Origin of the sequence: Streptomyces sp. I05A-00742 (genome assembly GCF_013055795.1) — a bacterium.
Lineage (GTDB): Bacteria > Actinomycetota > Actinomycetes > Streptomycetales > Streptomycetaceae > Streptomyces.
Genome location: NZ_JABETO010000039.1, coordinates 24,845 through 46,478, shown reverse-complemented (window position 1 = coordinate 46,478; position 21,634 = coordinate 24,845). Strand labels below are relative to the sequence as shown.

Annotated in this window: 22 protein-coding genes, 1 pseudogene and 1 riboswitch; of the genes and pseudogenes, 9 read left to right on the top strand and 14 right to left on the bottom strand. The window is 71.6% G+C overall.

Translation table 11 applies throughout. The features are described from left to right. Position 1: 1 nt before the first annotated feature. Complete coding sequence (locus tag HN013_RS26915) at positions 2-931, bottom strand: zinc-binding dehydrogenase (protein WP_171170678.1); 930 nt, start codon at positions 929-931, stop codon at positions 2-4. A 123-nt stretch (positions 932-1,054) separates the two neighbouring features. On the opposite strand from HN013_RS26915, the gene HN013_RS26910 reads away from it, so the two are divergent. Both HN013_RS26910 and HN013_RS26905 read left to right on the top strand, forming a co-directional pair. Beyond that, positions 1,055-1,714 carry a TetR/AcrR family transcriptional regulator gene (locus HN013_RS26910; RefSeq protein WP_171170676.1) on the top strand — a complete coding sequence of 220 codons (660 nt, stop codon included), beginning with the start codon at positions 1,055-1,057 and terminating at the stop codon, positions 1,712-1,714. 9 nt (positions 1,715-1,723) lie between these two features. Then, positions 1,724-2,605, top strand: a complete 882-nt coding sequence (locus tag HN013_RS26905) for a hypothetical protein (RefSeq protein WP_171170674.1) — start codon at positions 1,724-1,726, stop codon at positions 2,603-2,605. A gap of 228 nt (positions 2,606-2,833) precedes the next feature. Here the strand turns inward: HN013_RS26905 and HN013_RS26900 are convergent, their stop codons facing one another. Further along, positions 2,834-3,130 carry a hypothetical protein gene (locus tag HN013_RS26900; RefSeq protein WP_249375438.1) on the bottom strand — a complete coding sequence of 99 codons (297 nt, stop codon included), beginning with the start codon at positions 3,128-3,130 and terminating at the stop codon, positions 2,834-2,836. Between the two features lie 90 nt (positions 3,131-3,220). Between HN013_RS26900 and HN013_RS26895 the strand changes: the two genes are divergently transcribed. From HN013_RS26895 to HN013_RS26885, 4 genes and pseudogenes are all read left to right on the top strand, one after another. Further along, positions 3,221-4,171, top strand: coding sequence for a helix-turn-helix transcriptional regulator (locus tag HN013_RS26895; protein ID WP_171170672.1), 951 nt, complete (start codon positions 3,221-3,223; stop codon positions 4,169-4,171). Then, positions 4,131-4,247: pseudogene (locus HN013_RS34020) on the top strand (DUF397 domain-containing protein); the annotation flags it as partial. The gene HN013_RS26895 and the pseudogene HN013_RS34020, both read left to right, overlap by 41 nt. A 16-nt stretch (positions 4,248-4,263) precedes the next feature. Next, on the top strand, positions 4,264-4,473 hold the full coding sequence (locus HN013_RS26890) for a DUF397 domain-containing protein (RefSeq protein ID WP_171170670.1): 210 nt from the start codon (positions 4,264-4,266) through the stop codon (positions 4,471-4,473). Between the two features lie 41 nt (positions 4,474-4,514). Continuing rightward, on the top strand, positions 4,515-5,372 hold the full coding sequence (locus tag HN013_RS26885; protein ID WP_171170668.1) for a hypothetical protein: 858 nt from the start codon (positions 4,515-4,517) through the stop codon (positions 5,370-5,372). A 160-nt stretch (positions 5,373-5,532) separates the two neighbouring features. Here HN013_RS26885 and HN013_RS26880 read toward each other — a convergent pair whose 3' ends face one another. Both HN013_RS26880 and HN013_RS26875 read right to left on the bottom strand, forming a co-directional pair. Beyond that, positions 5,533-6,075: an RICIN domain-containing protein gene (locus HN013_RS26880; protein WP_171170666.1), complete on the bottom strand. Its 543-nt coding sequence runs from the start codon at positions 6,073-6,075 to the stop codon at positions 5,533-5,535. Positions 6,076-6,232: 157 nt separating this feature from the next. Continuing rightward, positions 6,233-7,324, bottom strand: coding sequence for a type III polyketide synthase (locus tag HN013_RS26875; protein WP_171170665.1), 1,092 nt, complete (start codon positions 7,322-7,324; stop codon positions 6,233-6,235). Between the two features lie 268 nt (positions 7,325-7,592). Here HN013_RS26875 and HN013_RS26870 point away from each other — a divergent pair, with 268 nt between their 5' ends. Next, positions 7,593-8,153 (top strand): hypothetical protein, encoded by a 561-nt coding sequence (locus tag HN013_RS26870; protein ID WP_171170663.1) that lies wholly within the window; start codon positions 7,593-7,595, stop codon positions 8,151-8,153. A gap of 3 nt (positions 8,154-8,156) precedes the next feature. Here the strand turns inward: HN013_RS26870 and HN013_RS26865 are convergent, their stop codons facing one another. The 5 genes from HN013_RS26865 to HN013_RS26845 form a co-directional block, all read right to left on the bottom strand. After that, positions 8,157-9,410 (bottom strand): hypothetical protein, encoded by a 1,254-nt coding sequence (locus HN013_RS26865; RefSeq protein ID WP_171170661.1) that lies wholly within the window; start codon positions 9,408-9,410, stop codon positions 8,157-8,159. Positions 9,411-9,500: 90 nt separating this feature from the next. Beyond that, positions 9,501-10,586: an NlpC/P60 family protein gene (locus HN013_RS26860; protein WP_171170659.1), complete on the bottom strand. Its 1,086-nt coding sequence runs from the start codon at positions 10,584-10,586 to the stop codon at positions 9,501-9,503. A 290-nt stretch (positions 10,587-10,876) separates the two neighbouring features. Then, entirely contained in the window at positions 10,877-12,004 is a 1,128-nt protein-coding gene (locus tag HN013_RS26855) for a C40 family peptidase (RefSeq protein WP_171170656.1), read from the bottom strand. A 253-nt stretch (positions 12,005-12,257) separates the two neighbouring features. Continuing rightward, complete coding sequence (locus HN013_RS26850; RefSeq protein ID WP_398980807.1) at positions 12,258-13,625, bottom strand: NYN domain-containing protein; 1,368 nt, start codon at positions 13,623-13,625, stop codon at positions 12,258-12,260. A gap of 21 nt (positions 13,626-13,646) precedes the next feature. Then, positions 13,647-13,883, bottom strand: coding sequence for a hypothetical protein (locus HN013_RS26845; protein WP_171170652.1), 237 nt, complete (start codon positions 13,881-13,883; stop codon positions 13,647-13,649). Positions 13,884-14,035: 152 nt separating this feature from the next. Here HN013_RS26845 and HN013_RS26840 point away from each other — a divergent pair, with 152 nt between their 5' ends. Together HN013_RS26840 and HN013_RS26835 are read left to right on the top strand one after the other, a co-directional pair. After that, entirely contained in the window at positions 14,036-14,755 is a 720-nt protein-coding gene (locus HN013_RS26840) for a rhomboid family intramembrane serine protease (RefSeq protein WP_171170650.1), read from the top strand. Next, complete coding sequence (locus HN013_RS26835; protein ID WP_171170649.1) at positions 14,752-15,033, top strand: Lrp/AsnC family transcriptional regulator; 282 nt, start codon at positions 14,752-14,754, stop codon at positions 15,031-15,033. Before HN013_RS26840 ends, HN013_RS26835 begins: the two co-directional genes overlap by 4 nt. Positions 15,034-15,238: 205 nt before the next feature. Here the strand turns inward: HN013_RS26835 and HN013_RS26830 are convergent, their stop codons facing one another. The 5 genes from HN013_RS26830 to HN013_RS26810 form a co-directional block, all read right to left on the bottom strand. After that, positions 15,239-16,534 (bottom strand): aminotransferase class V-fold PLP-dependent enzyme, encoded by a 1,296-nt coding sequence (locus HN013_RS26830; RefSeq protein ID WP_171170647.1) that lies wholly within the window; start codon positions 16,532-16,534, stop codon positions 15,239-15,241. A gap of 148 nt (positions 16,535-16,682) precedes the next feature. Beyond that, positions 16,683-16,800, bottom strand: a riboswitch (SAM riboswitch). 118 nt (positions 16,801-16,918) lie between these two features. Continuing rightward, a complete protein-coding gene (trpD, locus tag HN013_RS26825; RefSeq protein WP_171170645.1) occupies positions 16,919-17,983 on the bottom strand; it encodes an anthranilate phosphoribosyltransferase in 1,065 nt (354 codons plus the stop codon). Between the two features lie 150 nt (positions 17,984-18,133). Continuing rightward, the gene (locus HN013_RS26820; RefSeq protein WP_171170643.1) at positions 18,134-19,774 is read right to left on the bottom strand and encodes a cytochrome bc complex cytochrome b subunit; all 1,641 of its coding nucleotides are present in this window, start codon (positions 19,772-19,774) and stop codon (positions 18,134-18,136) included. Continuing rightward, on the bottom strand, positions 19,771-20,826 hold the full coding sequence (locus HN013_RS26815) for a ubiquinol-cytochrome c reductase iron-sulfur subunit (RefSeq protein WP_171170641.1): 1,056 nt from the start codon (positions 20,824-20,826) through the stop codon (positions 19,771-19,773). The genes HN013_RS26820 and HN013_RS26815 overlap by 4 nt, the downstream gene beginning before the upstream one ends. Further along, the gene (locus HN013_RS26810; protein ID WP_171170639.1) at positions 20,823-21,632 is read right to left on the bottom strand and encodes a c-type cytochrome; all 810 of its coding nucleotides are present in this window, start codon (positions 21,630-21,632) and stop codon (positions 20,823-20,825) included. The genes HN013_RS26815 and HN013_RS26810 overlap by 4 nt, the downstream gene beginning before the upstream one ends. Positions 21,633-21,634 lie beyond the last annotated feature (2 nt).

The window sequence follows — 21,634 nt, the reverse complement described above, 5'->3', positions numbered from 1 at the left end:
GTCAGCCGACGTCGAGCACCGCCTTGCCGTGGAGCCGGCGCCCGAGCAGGGCCTCGGCCGCCTCGGCCGCCTTCGCCCAGCTCCCCCGCCACGAGATCTGCGGGTCGAGGGCACCGGCGGCGACGCGGTCGGCGAGCCAGGCCAGGTCGGGGCCGAGGCCGGTGCAGGAGAGCAGGAAGAAGGTGGTGAGCGAGCGGTTGTGCCGCCCCTCGCCGCCGAAGAGCGCCCCGAACGGGAAGTTCTCGCCCTCGCCCGCCGAGTGCCCCACGGCCACCAGCGTGCCGTTCTCGGCCAGCCTCTCGTAGGCTTCCACGAGTTGCCGGCCACCGATCACGTCCACGACGCCGTCGACCGGCGCGTCGAGCGCCGCCGGCTCCGAGATCACTTCGTGCGCGCCGAGGGCGCGCAGCCCGTCGCCGTGCGCCTCGGGGTGTCCGGTGGAGGCGACGACGTACGCGCCGCCGAGCCGGGCGAGCTGGACGGCGTACCGCCCGACGCCACCGGTGGCCCCGGTGACGAGGACCCGCCTGCCGAGGATCGGGCCGAGGCGGTGCAGGGCGCGCAGGGCGCTGGCGCCGGCGACGGGGACCGTGCTGATCGCCCCGAGGTCGGCTCCGGCGGGCACGACGCCGATCAGGTCGGTGTCAACGGCGCGGAGTTCGGCCCAGGCCCCGTCGGGAGCCAGGGTCACCACAGGGGTACCGGCAGCGGGGCCCGAGCCGTCGGCCGCCGCCCGTTCCACGACGCCGGCCGCGTCCCAGCCGAGGACGGCCCCGTCGGGCGCGCCCTCCAGAATGTGCCTGATCTCGCCGTAGTTGAAGGACGTCGCCGCCACCCGGATCAGTGCCTGGTGGGGTGCGGGCGTGGGGTCGGGGGCCTGGCCGAGCCGGAGCCCGGCGGGGGCGGAGTGGTCGACGAGCAGGGCGCGCATGGTGAACACCTTTCAGCAGGGCAACGCCTCGAAGCGGGCGCCGAATACAACTTATGCCACTGAGTGGCATAAGCGCGCAAGAGGCGTTCGCTACCAAGCGCCGCCCTCGGATATGCTGCGGCCATGCCGGAACCCGAGACGGAGCAGCCCGAGAGGGAACACCTGCCACTGCGCGAGCGCAAAAAGCTCCGCACCCGGCAGGCGCTGATCGACACAGCTCTGGAGCGGTTCACCGAGCGCGGCTTCGACGGCACGACCCTCGACGAGCTCTGCGACGCGGTCGACGTCTCCAAGCGCACGTTCTTCCGCTATTTCACGAGCAAGGAAGACGTGGCCATGGCGCCGACCCAGGACCTCTGGGCGGCCTTCCTCGACGACCTCGCAACCCGGCAGAGCCACGGCGGCACCCTCCTGGAAATGCTCCAGGACGCCCTGCTGGCCGCCCTGGACCGGATGACGGCCGACGACTGGCCCCGGCGCGTGCTGCTCAGCCACCGGCTCATCGACGACACGCCCTCGATGGGCGCGCACGGCCTCCACTTCTGCGACCTCACCGGCCGGGCCGCACTTGGCCTCCTCCAGCGCCGGTTCGACCTCGACACCAAGGGAGACCCCCGCCCGCGGCTCGCGCTCGACATCCTGATCGCCGCGTTCCACTGGGCGCTGGACACCTGGGCCTCCCGACCCGGCACCCCCACGCGCGCCGGCCTCGCCGCCGACCTGCGCGAGGCGTTCGCCGCCGTACCCGGCAGCCTGACGCTCACGGCGGCGCCGCGTCCGTAGGATCCCGGCGTGAAGATGACCGAGGCGATAGAGATCGATTACAGCCGTTTCCAGGAGCGCCTGGAGGCGGCCGGGAACGCGCGGGACACCACCGAACGCTGGGCGCTGCTGCGCGAGTTCCAGGAGGAGTGGGGGTACGAGCCCACCGGCGGCGCACGCTGGGAGCGGGACGAGCCGGACGCGCACAAGGAGTACGTGGCCGGCCTGGCCTCACCGGATGCCGAGCCGGAGGACGTCGACCGCTCACTCCCCATCCCCGCCGCGCTGGACGAGTGGTGGGACCTGCCGTTCAACTCGTTCGCCGACCGCTGCGAGCTGTACTGGACCAACCCGGTCCGGCCGCCCACCGTCCGCCCCGACCCCACCGGTTACGGCATCGCCGACGGCCTGCCGCCCGGCAACCCGTTCGTCGGCCCCGACGAGGACCCGCGCGTCTGCGTCCTGATGGCCGAGAACCAGTACTGCAACGAGTGGGGCTACCCGGCCGCCCGCGCCCACCTCGCCGACCCGCCGGTCCTCGTCACCGTCGCGGACGGCGAGTGGGTCCTCCAGAGCCGCTCCGTCTCCGAGTTCTTCCTCCACCTGGCCGCCGCCCGGCTGCCCGCCCACTACGGCTGGACCGTCGAGGACCCGGCCCTGTCCCCGGAGGCAATGACCCGCCTCCGCCGCACACTGCGCCCGATGGGCCTGCTGCCCTGGCGCGAACTCGGCTCCCACACCGAGTTCCTGGGCGGCCCGGACGTCATCGCCTGCCACAACACCGGTTACGGCGACACGGAACTCGTGGTGTACGGCCGCACCGAGGAGGCGCTGCGACGGCTCGCCGACACCCTCGGCACGGACTGGTCGGCCGAAATCACCGAACCGGAGAGCCACCACGAGGAGCCCTGACCACTCAGGATTGCCGGTGCGGATACCGCACCTGATGCCCGGTCCGCCTCCGCCGGTACACCTCCGCCGCCTCCCCGTCCCCGCGCTGCCGCGCCGCGCTCTCGGCGGCGGTGTACCACCGGCACATCCCGCACTCGTGCGGCGCCGGGTTCACCAACGGCCCGCTCCCGTGCGGCGTCGGCGGCAACGGCGGCGGCTCCCACATCGGCGGCGGGAACGACCGCCCGCTCACGCCTCGTCCCGCCGGGTGACGGTCCCGTACGACGTGACCACGAACGCACCCGGGACACCCGCCCGCTCCCGCTCCTCCAGAGTCGCCGGCCGCACCCGGCCCTGCTCCACCTCCCACTCCCGCCCACCCCCGGGCGCCCGGAGCCGCACCCGCGCCCCCCAGTCCTCCATCAGCTGCCCGACCTTCCCCCGACGCATATCCGTCAGCCACACGCCGGGCCGGTAGGCGGCCTCCACCTGCTTCACGCTCACCCGTTCGACCTCCGTGGTGTTCCGCTCTTCACGAGCGGGCATCAACCGTGAGGCTTAGACTCCACCTCCACGGCCTGCCTGAACAGGCCGTTCTGGATTCCAAAGCAGCTTGGAATAAGGGGAGTTGAACATATGCTCGATCCCTCACCCTGCGAACCCGTCTCCCCCGCCCTCGAGTTCGGCCGCGAGGTCAAGGCCGCCCGCGAAGCCCGCGGCTGGACCCAGGACCAGCTCGCCATCGCCCTGCACTGCCGCCAGCCGTACGTCAGCAAGGTCGAACGCGGCGAACAGCTCGCCTCGGCGGTCTTCGCCGAGCAGTGCGACCGGGTCTTCGGCACGCCGGGGACGTACGCGCGGTGGCGCCAGCGGGCCGCTGACGCGGGGTCGCCGACGTGGTTCATCCCGTACTTGCAGCTGGAGCGCGAGGCGCTGGCCATCTGCGACTACTCCAACGCGTTCATCATGGGCATCCTCCAGACCCCGGAGTATGCCGAAGCGGTCTTCCGCTCCGCCCGCCCACAGGATTCGACGGCCGACATCAAGAAGCGGGTCGAGGAACGCATGCGGCGACGGGAGTTGTTCGACTCCCCGCGCCCACCGTCCTTGTGGGTGATCCTGCACGAGGCCGTGCTGTGGTCCAACGTGGGCGGCGCCACCGTCATGCGGGCCCAGCTCACGCATCTGCTGGCGGCGTCGGAGTCGCCCCACATCACGATCCAGGTGCTCCCCTTCAGGGCGGCGACGCCGTCGCGAGGCGAGGCATTTATTGTGCTGACGCGGCAGGACGGGACTGATGTCCTGTACGAGGAGACCTATCAGCGTGGGCAAGTGGACGACTCAGCGGATGTGGTGACCGAAGCACGTGCGGCGTACGAGCGCCTGCGAGCCGACGCTCTCTCGCCCGCCGACTCCCTGGCTCGCATTCGGCACGTTTTGGAGGCATACACCCATGAACACCAACCCGAACCTCACCCTCGCGATATGGGAGAAGTCCAGCTACAGCCAGGGAAACGGCGGCAACTGCGTCGAGTTCGCCCGCAACCTCATACCGTCATCCGACACCGTCCCCGTCCGCGACAGTAAGCACCCGTCCAGCCCTGCCCTTGCCTTCCCCACAGCCGCCTGGACCACGTTCGTCACAAGCGTCAAGGCACTCTAATCGGAGGAGTATGGCCATGAGCACCATTCCCGACCTCACCAGCGCGATATGGAAGAAGTCCAGTTACAGCGAGGGAAACAGCGGCCAGTGCGTCGAGTTCGCCCGCAACCTCGTACCGTCATCCGACACCGTCCCCGTCCGCGACAGTAAGCACCCGTCCGGCCCCACCCTCCTCTTCCCCGCATCCGCCTGGTCCACGTTCATTGCGAACGTCCGGAAGCGGTGAGCCCACCGCGCCCCACCCAGCCCACTCGCCGAAGAGGTCCAATGCCGTCTTCCCCATCTGCCCACGCCCCAGTGGACCTGCGGATCGCGCCAATCGATGACGTGCTCGACCAAGTTGAGCGTGCTCTCTGGACGCAGCTGGACCGAAGCACCCTGGTGCGCAAACGACGGTCGCTGGGGGCGCGCACAGATCGTGGCACGTGGGTGCGGGTCGAACGGCGCGGCTTCGGCAGGATCGGCGGCCAGGGCTGGAACGGCACCGAGTGTGCCGCTCTCCTGGAGGGAGTGGTCAAGCCGCAGTGGCACCGAGGCGTCGCGTGGCGGCAGCCCGGGGAGCCGGTGATGTGGCGGGCGGACGAGACGGACCTCCTGCCGGGCGGGCCCGTAGGCAGCAGTGTCCTGGCCGCCGAGCCCGCCCTGTCGGATGACTGGTGGCGGGCGTTCAACGGGTCGCTGGATGCCTTGGCCGAGCAGCACACGCGCCGCGTCGCCACTCCGGACACCGTGACGATCACGCAGAGCGGGGTCACCGAGGCGATCCGTCGCTTCCTCCCCGACGGTGTCGACACGACGGTGAGACGGTGGCTGCCGGCCCACGCGGATCTCAACTGGGCGAACATGACAGAGCCGGAGTTCTGCCTGTTCGACTGGGAGGACTGGGGTGCGGCTCCTCAAGGGTTGGACGCCGCGTCGTTGTGGGGCAACTCCCTCGCCGTCCCGGCTCTGGCCGAGCGCGTCCGCCACGAACGGCGCCACGACGTGGAGAGCCGGGACGGCAAGCTCATGACCCTGTTCGTCTGTGCCAAGATCCTGGCCCCGGACGCCCGCCCCGAGGACCCTCGCCTCGAACCCGCCCGCCTCATGGCCGAGCAGGTCGCGAAGGACCTTCAGCAAAACTGACGATCCCGCCGTTCGCGGAGGAAGGACAACGGAAACTCCGCCTCCAGTTCCCTCGCCGTAGCCGCCGTTACCTGCGGCGCAGACAGATCCGGTTCTGGCTCCGCTGACGGTCCGGTCAACACTCCTCGCGGGCAGACCCCAGGCAGGAGTAGTGCCGGTTTCACGGCCCGTAGATCAGGGTCCATTTCTGATTGGGCAGTCCCTCATTGTCATTGGTCACCACCGGAGATTCGTTGGCCCCTCCCCATCCGCGGTCGGGTTCGAGGACGCGGCCGAAGAGGTTGGCGATCCGGGCGGGGTCGGCGCTGTGGGCGGGGTCCACGTACCAGAGCTGATCCACGTTGGTGAACGATCTGTCGCAGTCGCTCAGCCACGTCGCCCAGCCACTGGGCCCTTGGGCATAGCCGGCCAGGCAGCGGCCGTCTCTGCGAGTGACCATGTGGTAGGCGCCACGGCCGTCGGCGATCAGGTCCCAGAGCTGGTACGGCTCGCTGGTGCAGTTCCACACCCGCATTCGGTCGTCGCCCGCCGGCATGCCCATGCAGCGGCCCGTGCCCTGGTTCCGTACCTGGAACGGACCGACCGCGGCGCGTGCCGTGGGTTCGGCGGCCCGGTCGGCGGCGCCCGAACTCGGCGCGACGGATGCCAGCGCCGAGAGCAGCCCGGCAATGACCAGTGCCCGCCGCGTACGCGATAGCGTCAAGATTCCTCCCCAAGTGGCGTGACGGGCACCACGATTCCCCGACGTATACGTGGGAGAACAGGGGCGAGCGGCCAAATACCCTCGAACGAGTACCGTCCTCGCTCCAGCAGTTGTCTCGACCCGCGCGCATTCTGCCCCGGGCGAGGACAACACCCCTTCACCAGTTGAGAAGCATCAGCTCACTGGTGAGGCCCGGGCCGAGGGCGAGGAGCAGGCCGTGGGAGCCCGGGGGCGGTGGGGTGGTCATGGTTTTGTGGAGGACGTCGAGGACGGAGGCGGAGGAGATGTTGCCGTGTTCGGCGAGGGAGGCCCGGGTGTGGGTGAGGGCGTCGGGTGGCAGGTCGAGGCAGCGGTCGAGGGCTTCGATGATCTTGGGGCCGCCGGGGTGGCAGATCCAGGTGGCGATGTCTTTGGTGGTCAGGCCGTGGTCGGCGAGGAAACCGTGGATCTCGTCGGCGAGGTGTTTCTCGATGAAGTCGGGGACGTCCGGGGAGAGGAACACGGCGAAGCCGTTGGTGCCCATGCGCATGCCCATGAGGTGTTCGGAGTCCGGGTGCAGGCGGCTGCGGGTCGCCACCGGGGCGGGGCCGGCGGCCTCCTGGGCCCGGTGGGCGCCGAACACCACGGCGGCGGCCGCGGCGTCGCCGAACAGGCCGGTCGCGACGAGGTTGGCGACCGAGGTGTCCGTGTACTGGAAGTTCAGTGAGCACAGTTCGACGGAGACCAGGACCGCGATCCGGTCCGGGTGGCCCCTCAGATAGTCGTGCACTCTCGACAGGCCGACGGCGCCCCCCGCGCAGCCGAGGCCGAGCATCGGCAGGCGGGCCACATGGCGCGGAAGGCCGACCCGGTGGATGAGTTCGGCGTCAAAGGAGGGCACCGAAACGCCGGTGGTGGTCGTCGTGACGATGGCCCCGACCTCGTCGGGCCGTACGTTCGCCGCCGCGAGGGCCCGGGTGAGCGCGTCCTGCCCGACCTGGCCTGCGGTGCGGACCCAGATCTCGTTGTACTCGGTGAAGGTGCGCGGCCGGGGGTACTCGGCCAGGGGCAGGGAGAGGTTGCGGTACTCGATGCCCGTACGGCCGGCAAGACCGATGAACTGCCGGCGTACGTCCGCGTCGGCGTCCGCGTCGGCGGGGTGGAACGCCCCGGCGAACACGGCGGCGATGTCCCGCTGAGGGTGCCGGTACGGCGGTGCGGACACCGCGACGGAGGCCACCCGGGGGCCTGTCGGACTCGTGTCGCTCATGGCGGCCCCCTCGCGGTCGCGCCCGTTCCGCACCGGACACAGCACAGTGACACGGGCACGCCACAGTCCAGCAGGGCGTGAACCGGGCGCAGGGGCGCGTGGTGCGGCGCGGAAGCGCCACAGCGCTTTCGGTCGCCTGCGGAAACAGGTGGAAACAGGTGGAACCGGGGGTCCCCGGGGTAGCCAAGTGGCCGGTAGCCGCGCCGACGGCCGGCGCACGCACGGGAAGCGAACACCGGAAGCGAACGCGGGAAGCGAAGGAGTCGCCGTGATCGGCAAGCGTGGCATCGGGATCGCTCTGTCCTCCCTCACCCTGGCCGCGGCGAGCGTCGGTTGGGCGCCGACGTCGCAGGCCCACGGCCACCCCCACCCCCACCCCCACGCCCACACCCCTCAGGACTGCACCGGCCAGGAGAGCATCACCTACGGACCGGGCCTCGGCCTCTCCTCCGAGCCCGCAAAGGTCACCGTCGACGGCGCCTACCGCTGCACGGATGCCGCAGGTCACAACTTCACGGCCACGTACCACACCGAGGGCACCACCGGGGGCACCTGCCTGCTCCTCGCGTCGAACAGATCGGAGGAGACCCTGCGGTACGCGGACGGCAGCAAAACGGTCATCGCCTACCACTCCGGTCCCTCCGCCCGGGTGTTGGGGTTCAACACCGCGAGGCTCGTGGGCGTGGTCGTCAGCGGGCGCGGCAAGGGATCCGCCGCCGAGAAGATCATCCAGACGGTGCCCGGCAGTCTGCCGACCGACTGCGTACTCGCCGACGGCATCCGGCACACCACCGCGTTCACGCACCTGACCATCCACCCGAGCTCGTGAGCGTCACCCCACCGCCTTCACCACATACCTCCGCCACGCCTCCGTGAACTCCCGCTCGCTCACGCCCAGTACGTCCCGCGCCGCCCTCTCCCACGTCCCGGCGCCCGCCGCGCGGTAGAAGGCGACGAGCTTCTTCTCGCCCCACTTCTCGGCGACCATCCGGCAGGCGAGCCAGCCGCCCTCGTAGGCCCTGGCCAGCCGGCCGGCGCCGCCGGTGAAGCCGAAGTCGGCGTCGGCGGGGAGGCGTTCGGGGGTGCGGCCGGAGGTGACGGAGCGGGCGAGTTCGGGGGCGACCTGGCGGGGGGTGCGGTCGGTGGTGCGGTAGGCGACCCAGTCGGCGAAGCCTTCGGAGAGCCACATGGGGGTGGTGTCGGTGGTGCGGTCGCGGGTGGCGACGTGGGTGGCCTCGTGGGTGAGGACGGTACGGCGGCCGAAGGCGCCGAGGGCGGTGTACGCCTCGGGGTTGATGACGATGCGGCCGGCGGGCGCACCGTCGGGCTTGTCCTTCTCGCCGGACGTGGTGGTCACCGCGGCGATGCCCTTGTAGTCGGACGGCGAGGCGCCGAGGAGCGCGCCCATCCGGTCGAGGGAGGCGGGCATCTCGACGACGAGCCCGGCCGTTCCATGACCGTCCGGCCAGGCGGCGGCCACGGCCGGGACCGCCGCGTCGGCCAGTCCGGAGAGGGCGCGCAGGGCGGCCGGGTCCTGGCCCGCCCCGAGGACGAGGCTGTGCCGGCCCCGGACCACGGCGACCCGGCCCTGCTCCCAGAGCTGGCGGTCGCCGGACGCGGTGTCGTCCCCGGCCACGTACCACTGCCCGGCCCGGCGGACCGCCGTCAGCCGGACGGGGACGGTGACCGGCGCGGCGTCGTAGCCGGCGAGGCGGTAGCGGAGTTCGGCCTCGGCGGCCACGCGGTAGCCGTCGCCGGGGGCGGGGGCGAAACCGCCGGTGCGGACGGCGCGGTACTCCCAGGAGGCGAGCGGGACGTCGGTGAGGTTGGCGAAGACCTGGCGCCGCCGGTCCCGGTAGGCCCGCTCGCCGGGGTCCACGGCGGCGAGGTAGGCGCCCTCGTCCCGGTCGCGCAGCGCGGACGCCCAGCGGTCCAGGAGCCGCTGGACGGCGGTGGTGTCGCCGTCCCGCACGTCGGCGGGTCCGGTGCGGCAGCCGGCGAGCAGCGGCAGCGCGATCAGCACGACGGCCAGGCAGCCCAGCGCCCGGCGCCCGCTCGGTCTCGTGGGGCCGTCCATGGCCCGCATCGTACGAGCCGACCGGCGGGCCACCCGCGCTCAGGTCACGGGAAACGCGGTCAGGGCACGGAAAACGCGGTCACCGCGCGGGAAACGCGCTCACGGCCGGGTGACGGACGAGATCGGCATCATGTTGGCGGGGTCGTAGCGGACCCGCGCCCCGGGGTACGGGGCGTGCACGACCTGGCCGTTGCCGACGTACATGCCGACGTGGCAGGCGTCGTCCCGGTAGATGACCAGGTCGCCGGGGCGCGCCTCGGACAGGGACACGTGCCGGCCGGCGTTGCGCTGGGCCTGGGAGGTGCGCGGCAGGCCGACGCCCGCCCGCCCGTAGGCCCACTGCATCAGCCCCGAGCAGTCGAAGGCGGACGGGCCGGTGGCGCCCCAGGCGTAGGGCGAGCCGACCGCCGAACGGGCGGCCAGGGCGGCGGCGGCACCGCGCCCCGAGCCGACGGCGGACGCCACCGCCCGCTCGGCGGGCCCGCCGAGCTGCGGGGGCAGAGAGCCGGACCGGCCGCCACCGGATGAGGAGCGGGAGGCACGGGCGTACTGCTGCCGTTCGCCGTCGGGCAGCGCGTTCAGCAGCCGGCGGGCGGCGGCGAGCCGGGCCTCGACCTCGCGCTTGTGGTGCTCGACGGCCTTGCGGCTCTGCTCCAGCTCGGCGAGGGTGCGGGCGGCCTCCAGCCGCTCCTGGCCCAGCGAGCGCTGGGCTGCCAGCAGGGCGTGCAGCTGCTCGGCCTGGCGGCCCGTGACGCGTTCGAGGGCCGACGCCTGGTCGAGGTAGCGGTCGGGGTCGGAGGAGAGCAGCAGCCGGAGGGCGGGGTCCACGGCGCCGGCCCGGTACTGGGCCGCGGCGACCATGCCGAGGGCGGTCCGCATCCGGTTCACCCGCTCCTGGCCCCTGGCCACCCGGTCGGCGGCCTCCTCCACCTTCCGCCGCAGGACACCGGCCCGTTCGCCCGCGGCGTTGTACTTCTCGGTGGCCCGCTCGGCCTGCCGGTAGAGCCGGTCGATCTGCTCCTTCACCGTCCCGGCCGTGGCGGCGTCCCCGCGGGGGCCGCCGGGACGGGCGCTGGCGGGCGTCGTCGAGAGGGCGGCCGCCGCGGTGGCCACGGCGGCGGAGAGGACGGTGACCCGGACGGTCCGGGTGAGACCGGAGGGCTCGGGTCGGCGGTGGGACGCCACGTGCTGCCGTACTCCCTTCGCTGCGCGGACCCCTGCCCGCCCGGACGGGCGGACGACGGCCGGGGCACCGCGCGGCAGACAGTAGCGGCGCGTTCACCCGGGGTTCAAAGACCCCGGCGGCGGACCGAATCCGGGCACACCACCCCGGAACAGCCGGACGCCCCGCCCAAGACGCAGGTCATGGGCGGGGCGCGGAGTCATCCGGGGCCACGGGGACTTCACCCGAACGGGCGGATTGGCGGGGCCGGTCGGCTCACACGTATGCCTCGGCCTCACGCCCCACGCATACCTCAGCCCACCCGCACGCCGAACTGGAACGGCATGTTGCTCATGGCCTCGTAGCGGACCACGGTGCCGCTGCGCGGGGCGTGCAGCACTTGGCCGTTGCCGGCGTAGAGGCCGACGTGGTGCAGATCGCCGTAGAAGATCACCAGGTCGCCGGGCTGGAGCTGGCCCTGGTCGTAGATGCGGGTGCCGTCGTTGGCCTGGTCCTGGGACGTGCGGTCCAGGGTGACGCCCGCCTGCGCGTACGCCCAGGACGTCAGTCCGGAGCAGTCGAAGGAGCTCGGGCCGGTGGCGCCCCAGACGTACGGGGAGCCTATCTTCGTCTGCGCGGCGGCGAGCGCGGCGCCCGCCCGGCCCGATCCGGGGACGGCCTTGCCGCTGCTGCCCTTCCCCGAACCGCTGCCCTTCGCGCCGCTCTTGGAACCACTGGCGCCGCCCGAATCGCCCTTGGCCGCATCCGCCTTTGCCGCGTCCGCCTTGGCGGCGGCCTTGGCCGCCTCCGCCTTCTCGGCGGCGGCGATCTCGGCGCGCTCCTTCTCGGTGAGCGAGTTGAGGACGTCCTGCGCCTCGGCGAGCTTGCCCTGGACCTCGGCCTTGCGCTCGCCGAGCGCCTTGCGGGTGGACTCCAGGTCGGCGAGCTTGCCCGCGGCCTCCTCGCGCTGCTGCTTGAGGGCGCGCTGCTTGGTGGCGATCTGCCGGAGGGTCTCCGCCTGCTTGGCGCTGACCTGGTTGAGCGTGGACGCCCGCTCCAGGTAGGTCTCCGGGTCGGAGGAGAGCAGCAGTTGGAGGGAGGGGTCCACGGAACCGGTGCGGTACTGGGCGGTGGCCACCGCGCCGAGGCTGTCCCGGAGCTTGTTGACCTCCTCCTGGCCGCGCGCGACGCGGTCCTGGAGCTCGCCGGCCTCCTTCTCCAGCTTCTCCTGCTTCTGCTTGGCCCCGTTGTACTTCTCGGTGGCCTGCTCCGCCTGCTCGTAGAGGGTGTCGACCTTCTCCTTGGCCTCGCTCTTGGTCGGCTTCGCGCCGGGGTCGGCGGAGGCCGCCTGGGCGGAGAGGGCGACGGCAGCGGCGGCGGTCGCGGTGAGGACGGTCACCCGAGTGCGGCTCGGCTGTTTGGGACGACGGTGGGACGCCACGGAGTCGAGCTCCTTCTCTCCTCGGCCGCCGCCCGCGCGCGACAAGAGGGCGGGCACGGCGGGACCTTCACGTCACCCCGATTGGATGATCACCGCGCGAAGGTTCGAGGCCCGACCTTAGTGACCCTCATATGATCGGTTCAAATCCCCTGGAGGAAATTACCTCCCGACAGCCCGGCTTTTACCTGCCGCAGCACGGGCCGTAACGGAACCCTGACGCCCCGGCAATACCCGGCGTGCGCACACGAACCACTCAGGTACGAGCGAGCCGCTTCAGCAGCAGGGCCGACGCGACCGGCCGCGCCCCCGCCTTGGCGACCCCATCGGCCACCTCGCGGTCCGTGGAGACCACCACGACCGGGCGGCCCGGCGGTTCGGCCCGCACGAGTTGCCGGATCAGCTCGTCCGCGGTCACCCCTGGCTTGCTGAACAGCACCCGCACCCCGCGCGGCGGCGCCAGCAGCACCGGCGCGGCCAGTTCGGCGCCGTCGAAGACGCAGGTCATCTCGGCGCCGGTCTGCGCGGCGAGCATCGACAGACCGCCGAGCAGCCGCAGCCGCTGCTTGTCCAGCGGCATCGTCGGATAGCCGGTCTTGGTGACGTTGTAGCCGTCCACCACCAGGTGCGCCTGCGGCAGCGCCAGCAGTTGGTCCAGCAGCGCCGGGTCGGTCTCCGACAGGGCGCGCGCCGCAATGTCCTTGGGCGTCATCCGGCCCGGCTCCACGGCGTCCACCAGGTCCGCCGGGTGGACGGAGGTGGGGGGCAGGGCCAGTTCGCGGCGGAGGCCCTGGGCCGCGTCCAGCACGGTGTCCAGCAGCAGCCGCAGCCGCATGTCCTCCACGCTGCGCCCCTCGCGGACCGCCCGGCGGCTCGCCTCCAGGGCCGCCTCGGCCTCCGCGAGCCGCGCCTTGACCCGCCGGGTCTCGCCCAGCGCCGCCGCCAGTTCGGCGGCCGCGTCCGAACGCAGCGCCTCCAGCTCACCGTGGACCTTGCGCAGCGCGGCCTCGCCGCGCCGCACATCGCTCAACGCGCTGCGCAGCTTGCGCTGGAGGGCCTCGCCCTCCTTGCGGACGGTCTCCAGCTCCCCGCGGGCCCGCTCGGCGTCGGTCCGCGCCTCGCCGCGCACCCGCGTCAGCTCCTCGCGCAGCTGCCGCAGTTCGCGCTGGGCCTCCTCGCCGGCACGCTCGGCGCTGGCCCGCTGGGCCTCCTCGCCGGCGGCGGTGACCAGCTTCACCCAGCCGGGCGGACGCAGCACGAAGGCCATCGCCGCCACGTCCTCCGGGTCGGCCGCGGCCGGCGGGGACCCGGCCTCCAGGGCCTGGGCCAGCTCGGAGCCGGTCTCGCGCAGCCGGGCGGAGACGCGCTGCCGGAACGCGGTGTCGGTCTCGACGGCCGCCGCCATGGCGTTGCCCGCGAACTTGGCCCGGCGGACGGGGGTGAAGCGGGCGTACTGCCGCAGCTGCGGCGGCAGTTCGGCGACCGTCAGACCGCCGAACGCCTCGGCGACGAGCGCGATGACGCGGCGCCGGATCCCCTCGGGCAACGGGCGGTCGAGCACCTCGCTGACGCCGTCGGCCCGGCCGTCGTCACCGGCCGTCTCCTCGTCGCCCGTGTGCTCCACCACGCGTTCCCGCTCCGTTCCTCAGCTCGTCCCTGGACGGTCCACCAGCTCGACCCGGTCCACCGCGTCGCACCAGCGGCAACGCACCGACTCGATCGTCTCACTGACCACGTCCCGTTCCTCCACGGTGGGCTCACCGGCGAGGTCGAGGTGGACGTACTCCACGGCCCTGACCGTGCGGGTCACGTCGAAGCGCGTGAGGTTCCCGCACAGGGTGCACCGCCATCGGGTGGCGGCGGTCGGCCGGGGAACGTCCATGGTGCCGTCCGTCCTGTTCGTGGCGCGCGGGGTGCCGGGCGTTTGTCGTAACCCTACGGCCTGGCGGTCCCGCGGCGGGATGAGACCGCCACGTACCGGGCCGACCGGCGAGGCTCTCCGTACCGCTTGCCCCGGTACGCCATGATCTGCCCATGATCGTAAAGGAAGTGCGGCTGGGCCGGCCCCGCACCCCCTGGGTCACCCGCGTCCTCCTCGGCATCTGCTGCGCGGTCTTCCTCATCGGCCCCGCCTCCGGCCTCAACCCGGCCTACGGCACCGGCCCCGATCTGCTCGCCACCCAGTCGGCCTACTTCGAGCGCTGGGGCGTCGTCCCCGACGAACTGTGGTCCGGCCTTCCGGGCTCCCTCACCACCCCCTTCACCGCGCTCTTCGTGCACGGCAACTGGCTGCACCTGCTCGGGAACATGCTCTTCCTCCACGTCTTCGGGGCCATGACCGAGGAGCGCATGGGCCGCTTCTCCTTCGCCCTCTGCTACCTCGTCACCGGCTGCCTCGCCCTCCTCGGCTACGCCGCCGTCCACGCCCACTCCGACCAGTCCCTCGTCGGCGCCTCCGGCGCCATCTCCGGCGTCCTCGGCGCCTTCCTCCACCTCTTCCCCCGCGCCCGGGTGACCAGCCTCTTCCCCTTCCTCTTCTTCCTCCCCCTCCGCTTCCCCGCCTGGGCCGTCCTCCTCTTCTGGTTCGCCCTCCAGTGGCCCGGCGTCGGCGCCCCCGACGACCGCCCCGGAGTCGCCTACCTCGCCCACGTCGTGGGCTTCGCCCTCGGCTTCGGCTTCGCATGGGTGTGCCGGGAACGGCCGGTTAGAGTGAAAGGCACCCCCAGGTCCACCGAAGGAGACCAAGCGACGTGATCACCTCGATCGTGCTCATCAAGACCGACGTGGACCGGATTCCCGAGATCGCCGAACGGATCGCGGCGCTGGAGGGGGTGAGCGAGGTCTTCTCCGTGACCGGGGCGTACGACTTGATCGCCATGGTGCGGGTGGCTCGGCATGATGATCTCGCGGAGGTCATTCCCGGGCGGATCAGCAAGGTGCCCGGGGTGGCGTCGACGGAGACGCATATCGCGTTTCGTACGTACTCGCAGCACGATCTGGAGGCGGCGTTCGCGATCGGCTTGGACAGCTGAGCTTGCCCCGGTCCCACCCTTTCACCGTTTCTTGCGGGGGCAAGCCCCCGCACCCCCTTGAGCGCGCCTGCGGCGCGCGTCCTCAAACGCCGGACGGGCTATTCAGCCCGTCCGGCGTTTGAGGACAAGCGGCGAAGCCGCTTTCACAGGGGTCCGGGCCCTCCCGGGAAACGGTGAAAGGGCGGGACCGGGGCACCCCCAGCGGCTACCGCCGCACCAACTCCCCCACCGCCCGCACAAACCGCTCAATGTGCTCATCCGGCGTCCCCGCCCCAAAACTCACCCGCACCGCATTCCCCTCCGCAAGAAGCCCGCGAACCAACGGGTGCGCGCAGAACAACCCATCCCGCACCCCGATCCCGTACTCCGCGGAGAGCGCAGCGGCAAAGTCGGAACTGTTCCACCCCTCGACGACAAAGGAGAGGACCCCCACCCGGGGAGCGTCCTCACCGAAGAGGGACAGAACCCGCACCCCCGGCACCCCGGCAAGCCCACCCCGAAGCCGCCCCAGCAACCCCTCCTCACGCGCCGCGAGCCGCTCGAAGCCCGCCTCGGTAAGAGCCCGGCAGGCGGAAGCCACCGCATGGGCGCCGATGACGTTGGGCGACCCGGCCTCGTGCCGGGCGGCGGTGTCGAACCACTCGACGGCGGGCGCACCGGCCGCGTCCCGGGTGACGCTGCGGGTGGCGCCGCCGCCGGCGAGGTAGGGCTCGGCCTCACGCAGCCAGTCGGCGCGCCCGGCGAGGACGCCGGCGCCGAAGGGGGCGTAGAGCTTGTGCCCGGAGAAGGCGATCCAGTCGACGTCCAGGGCGGTGATGTCGACCGCGCGGTGGGGCACGAGCTGGGCGGCGTCGAGGACGATCCGGGCGCCGTGCGCATGGGCGGCGGCGGCGAGTTCGCGTACGGGCCAGACCTCGCCGGTCACGTTGGACGCGCCGGTCACGCAGACGAGCGCCGGACCGTAGGGCTCGCGGGCGGCGAGGGCGCGCTCCAGCGCGTCGACGGCCTGCTCGGGGCTGCGCGGCGCGTCCAGCCAGGTGACGGCCGTCTCGCCGGCCGCGGCGCGCCGCGCCCAGGGCAGCAGGGCGGCGTGGTGCTCGCTCTCGAAGACGAACACCCGGGTGCCGGCGGGCAGGGCGCCGGCGAGGAGGTTGAGGGAGTCGGTGGTGGAGCGGGTGAAGACGACCTGGTCGTCGGGGCGGCAGCCGAGGAATTCGGCGACCGTCCTGCGGCTGTTCTCGAACAGCTCGGTGGAGAGCTGCGAGAGGTATCCGGCGCCCCGGTGCACGCTGCCGTAGTACGGCGCGTAGGCGGCGACGTCGTCCCAGACCCGCTGGAGGGCGGGGGCGCTCGCCGCGTAGTCGAGGGCCGCGTACGGCACTTCGCCGCCGGAGGCGAGCGGGACGCGGACGTCCAGGCCGAGGACGGGCAGGGGGAGGGACGGGCGGGGATCACCGTCGACGGAAGGGGCGCAGGCGGGGGCGGACACGGCAGTGGACATGACGAACTCCCGTAAGAGGCAAGCGAGATCGACTGCGCGGCGACGGCGCAGGAGAAAGGACGAAGGGCGCGGAGAAGGGGCGCTCGGCCCTAACGCATTCGCTGGATCACGGAAGGAACTCCCTCGACGACCAGGATCCCTGGCGAGGGATCCGCGCTTGCCGCAGACCTCGCTGCCTGCGGCCCGGTCATCACCCGGGGCACCCCGCCACGGACGGAGGGTTGCCGGACAGCGGGCCGGGGCCTGTGTCGCTGTCACTCGTGACCTGGCCGCGAGTATGGCACAGCTGATCGCCGCGCCGAAAGGGAGTTGTCCGCGATGCGGACGGAGGGCGGCCGGAGGACGGCCGGAGCAGGAACTCCGGCCCCAACCACCCCCGCTCGCCTACGCGTTGCTGGCCGCCACCCACCGCTCCAGCGCCGCCCGCGCCGCCCCCGAGTCGATCGACTCCGCCGCCCGGGCCATCCCCGCCGCGATCTGCGCCGTGAGCGGCTCCGCGGTGGGCTCCAGCGCCACCAGCGCGGCCGCCGCGTTCAGCAGGACGGCGTCCCGGACCGGACCGTGCTCGCCCGCCAGCAGGCGCCGGGCCACGTCCGCGTTGTAGGACGCGTCCGCGCCCCGCAGGGCCTCCACCGGCACCAGCTCGATGCCCACGTCCCGCGGGTCGAAGGGCTCCTCGCGCACCGCCCCGTCGCGGACGGTCCAGACCCGGGACGTGGCGGTCGTCGTCAGCTCGTCCAGGCCGTCGTCGCCGCGGAAGACCAGGGCGGAGGAGCCGCGTTCGGCGAGGACGCCGGCCAGGATGGGGGCCATCCGGGCGTCCGCGACGCCGGTCGCCTGGGCCCGGACGCGGGCCGGGTTGGTGAGCGGGCCGAGGACGTTGAAGGTGGTCCGGACGCCCAGTTCGCGGCGGGCGGCCGCCACGTGCCGCAGCGCGGGGTGGAACTTCACCGCGAAACAGAAGGTGATGCCCGCGTCCCGGGCCACCTCCACCACGCGCTCCGGGGAGAGGTCGAGGTTGACGCCCAGCTTCTCCAGGACGTCCGAGGCGCCGCTGGCGGAGGACGCGGCCCGGTTGCCGTGCTTGACGACCTTCGCCCCGGTGCCCGCGACGACGATCGACGACATCGTCGAGATGTTGACCGTCTTCGCGCCGTCGCCGCCGGTGCCCACGATGTCCACGCTGGGTCCCGGCACCTCGATGAGGTTGGCGTGCCGGTACATGGTCCGCACCAGGCCGGAGATCTCGGCGACCGTCTCGCCCTTGGCCCGCAGGGCCACGGCGAAGGCCGCGATCTGGGCGTCGGTGGCCTCGCCGCGCATGATGCGGTCCATGGCCCAGGCGGTGTCGTCCGCGCCCAGGTCACGGCCGCCGAGCAGGGCCTCCAGGACGCCGGGCCAGGAGAGGGACACCGTGCCGTCGCCGCCTGCCGGGGTCGCAACGTTCATGGTCCACACTCCTGGGTGGGTCGGTACGGGGCCCCGTCCTCGCAGGGCACGTGCCCAGCCTAACCAGGTCCCGGAACGGCGAAGAGCCCCGTCCATGCGATGGACGGGGCTCTCGCCGTGGCGATCTGCTTCAGTGATCAGTGACGGGGATCAGTGGTGGCCGTGGCCGCTCGTGATCTCCTGGTACTCCTCCGCGGTGGCCTTGGGGACGAAGTTGTCCTCCCCGTACATGCTCTTGGAGAGCTTGACCTTCAGCTTCTGGGAGGCGGACGCCTTGCGGGCGACGCCGTTCTCGTCGACCTCGGGCTCCAGCTCCAGCGGCTTCGGCTGCTCGTGCGCGGTGAGCGTGTGCAGCTGCTCCTGCGTGAGCGGCTCGTGGACCTCCACGAACTCACCGTGCGGCAGGCGCTTGATGATGCCCGACTCGCGGCCGTGCAGCACCTTCTCCCGGTCGCGCCGCTGGAGACCCATGCAGATCCGGCGGGTGACGATGAACGTCAGCACCGGGATGACGAAGAAGCCGATGCGGACGAACCAGGTGATCGCGTTGAGCGACAGGTGGAAGTGGGTGGCCCACAGGTCGTTTCCACCGCCGACCAGCATCACGAAGTACGCGGCGATCCAGGCGGCACCGAAGCCGGTGCGCGTCGGGGCGTTGCGCGGACGGTCCAGCAGGTGGTGCTCCCGCTTGTCGCCGGTCGCCCAGGACTCCAGGAACGGCCAGAGGGCGATGGCGAAGAGCACCAGCGGGAAGATCACCAGCGGGATGAACACGCCCAGGACCAGTGTGTGGCCCCAGATGTTGATCTCCCAGCCCGGCATCACCCGGATCAGACCCTCGGCGAAGCCCATGTACCAGTCGGGCTGGGCGCCGGTCGATACCTGGTCCGGCCGGTAGGGGCCGATCTCCCAGATGGGGTTGACGGTGGCGAGCGCCGCGACGGCCGCGATGACACCGAAGACGAGGAAGAAGAAGCCTCCCGCCTTGGCCATGTAGACCGGCAGCAGCGGCATGCCGACGACGTTCTTCTCGGTCCGGCCGGGGCCGGGGTACTGGGTGTGCTTGTGGTAGACGACCAGGATCAGGTGGGCCACCACGAGACCGAGCATGATGCCCGGCAGCAGCAGGATGTGGACCGAGTAGAACCGCGCCACGAAGTCCCCGCCGGGGAACTCCCCGCCGAAGATCAGCATCGACAGGTACGTACCGACCAGCGGCACGGACAGGATCGCGCCGTCCACGAAGCGGACACCGGTGCCGGAGAGCAGGTCGTCCGGCAGCGAGTAACCGGTGAAGCCGGTGAACATGCCGAGGAAGAACAGCAGGAAGCCGAACAGCCAGTTGATCTCACGCGGCTTGCGGAACGCGCCCGTGAAGAAGACGCGCATCATGTGCACGAACATGCCGGCGAGGAAGATCAGCGCGGCCCAGTGGTGGATCTGCCGGATGAGCAGACCGCCGCGGACGTCGAAGCTGATGTGCAGCGTCGAGGAGAACGCCTCCGACATCCGCTGTCCCTGGAGCGGGACGTAGGAGCCGTGGTAGACGACCTCGTTCATGCTCGGGTGGAAGAACAGCGTCAGATACACACCCGTGAGGATGATGATCAGGAAGCTGTAGAGGCAGACCTCGCCCAGCATGAAGGACCAGTGGTCCGGGAAGATCTTGCGCATATTGGCCTTGGCCAGGCTGTAGATGCCCAGCCGGCCGTCGGCCCAGTCGGCGACCCGCTCACCCGCGGGTGCCTTGCGGCCGGGCGCGCCCGCCGTCTTCGATTCTGCAGTACTCATCCGCGCTCCCAGAAGGCAGGACCGACGGGCTCGGCGAAGTCACCCATCGCCTCAAGGTAGCCCTTGTCATTGACCTTGATCCGCAGCTGCGGAAGAGCGTGTCCGGCCGGTCCGAAGATCACGCGACCGCCGTCGGCGAGGTCGAAGGTGGACTGGTGGCACGGGCAGAGCACGTGGTGCGTCTGCTGCTCGTAGAGGCTGATCGGGCAGCCCACATGGGTGCAGATCTTGGAGAACGCGACGATGCCGTCGACGGACCAGTCGAGTTCCTGCTTGTCCTTGATGTCCTCCGGGCGGAGCCGGACGATCATCAGGGCGGCCTTGGCGATCTCGACCTGGAAGTCGTGGTCCTCCTCCGTCATGCCCTGCGGCATGGCGAAGGTCAGGGACCCGACCTGCACGTCCTCGGGACGCAGCGGCTGCATCGTGTTCTGGTTGACCAGCATCTTGCCGGCCGCCCACTTGGTCTTGCGGAGCTTGGTGCCCGGCTTGGGGCCCATGCCTCCGAAGAGGAAGACGGCGGACAGCGGCAGCAGCGTCAGGGCACCGAACATGGTGTTGCGGACCAGCGTCCGACGGCCCATCGCCGACTCGGCGGCACCCTCGGCGAAGTCGGCCATGACCTTGGCCTTGACCTCGGGGGACGCCTGGATCGGGTGGCGCTCGTCGATGCGCTCCTCGTCCGACATCAGGGTGCGGGCCCAGTGGACCGCGCCCGCGCCGATGCAGAACAGGGCCACGCCGAGGGTCATCCCCAGCGTGAAGTTCATGGCGCTGACATGCCCGAGCGGGAACAGGTAGATGTTCTTGTCGATCGGGATGGCCAGGTAGGCGGCGATGAACGCCACCGTGGCCAGCATGGACAGCGTGAACATGAACGCCACGGCGCGCTCGGAGCGCTTGGCGGCCCGCTCGTCGATGTCCTGGACGCGGTGCTCGTGCGGCGGCAGGCCCGGGTCGGCGAAGGGGTCGCCCTTGACCGTCACCGCGCCCTCGCGCGTGTCGCCCTGCTTGCTCGGCAGGGTCTCTTCTGGAATGTCTTGGCTACTCATGACTTCTTGGCCTTTGCGGTCCGGGCGGCGACCCAGATGGCGACGGCGATCAGCGCGCCGAGGCCGAAGATCCACGCGAACAGACCCTCACTGACCGGGCCGAGCCCACCCAGGTTGAGGCCGCCCGGGCTCTCCGACTTGCTGGTGTTGACCTCGTCGAGGTACGCGATGATGTCCTTCTTGTTCTTCTGGGACATCGTGGTGTCGGGGAAGGACGGCATGTTCTGCGGGCCGGTCTGCATGGCCTCGTAGATGTGCTTGGGGTCGACGTCCTCCAGGGTGGGCGCGAACTTGCCGTTCGACAGCGCGCCGCCCTTGCCCGTGAAGTTGTGGCACTGGGCGCAGTTCGTACGGAACAGGTCCCCGCCCTTGGCGGCGTCACCGCCGTTGGGGCTGTACTGGTCCTTCGAGGGAACCGACGGTCCCGCGCCGAGCGAGGAGATGTAAGCGGCCAGCTGGTCGATCTGGGCCTCGGTGTACACCGGCTTCTTGCGGGGCGCCTGGGCGCCCTGCTGCTGCATCGGCATACGGCCGGTGGCGACCTGGAAGTCGACGGCGGCGGCACCGACACCGACCAGGGACGGCCCGTCGGAGGTGCCCTGAGCGCCGGTGCCGTGGCAGCTGGCGCAGCCGACGGCGTAGAGCTTCTTGCCCTCCTCGATGGCAAGGGACTGGGCGGAGTCATCGGCCTTGGCCGACTCGGCCGGCGCGAACGCGGCGTACAGCCCCCCGGTTACCGCCAGCGCGAAGAGTAGGACGACGACCGCCGCCAGCGGATGGCGTCGTCGTGCGGAGAGCTTTTTCACGG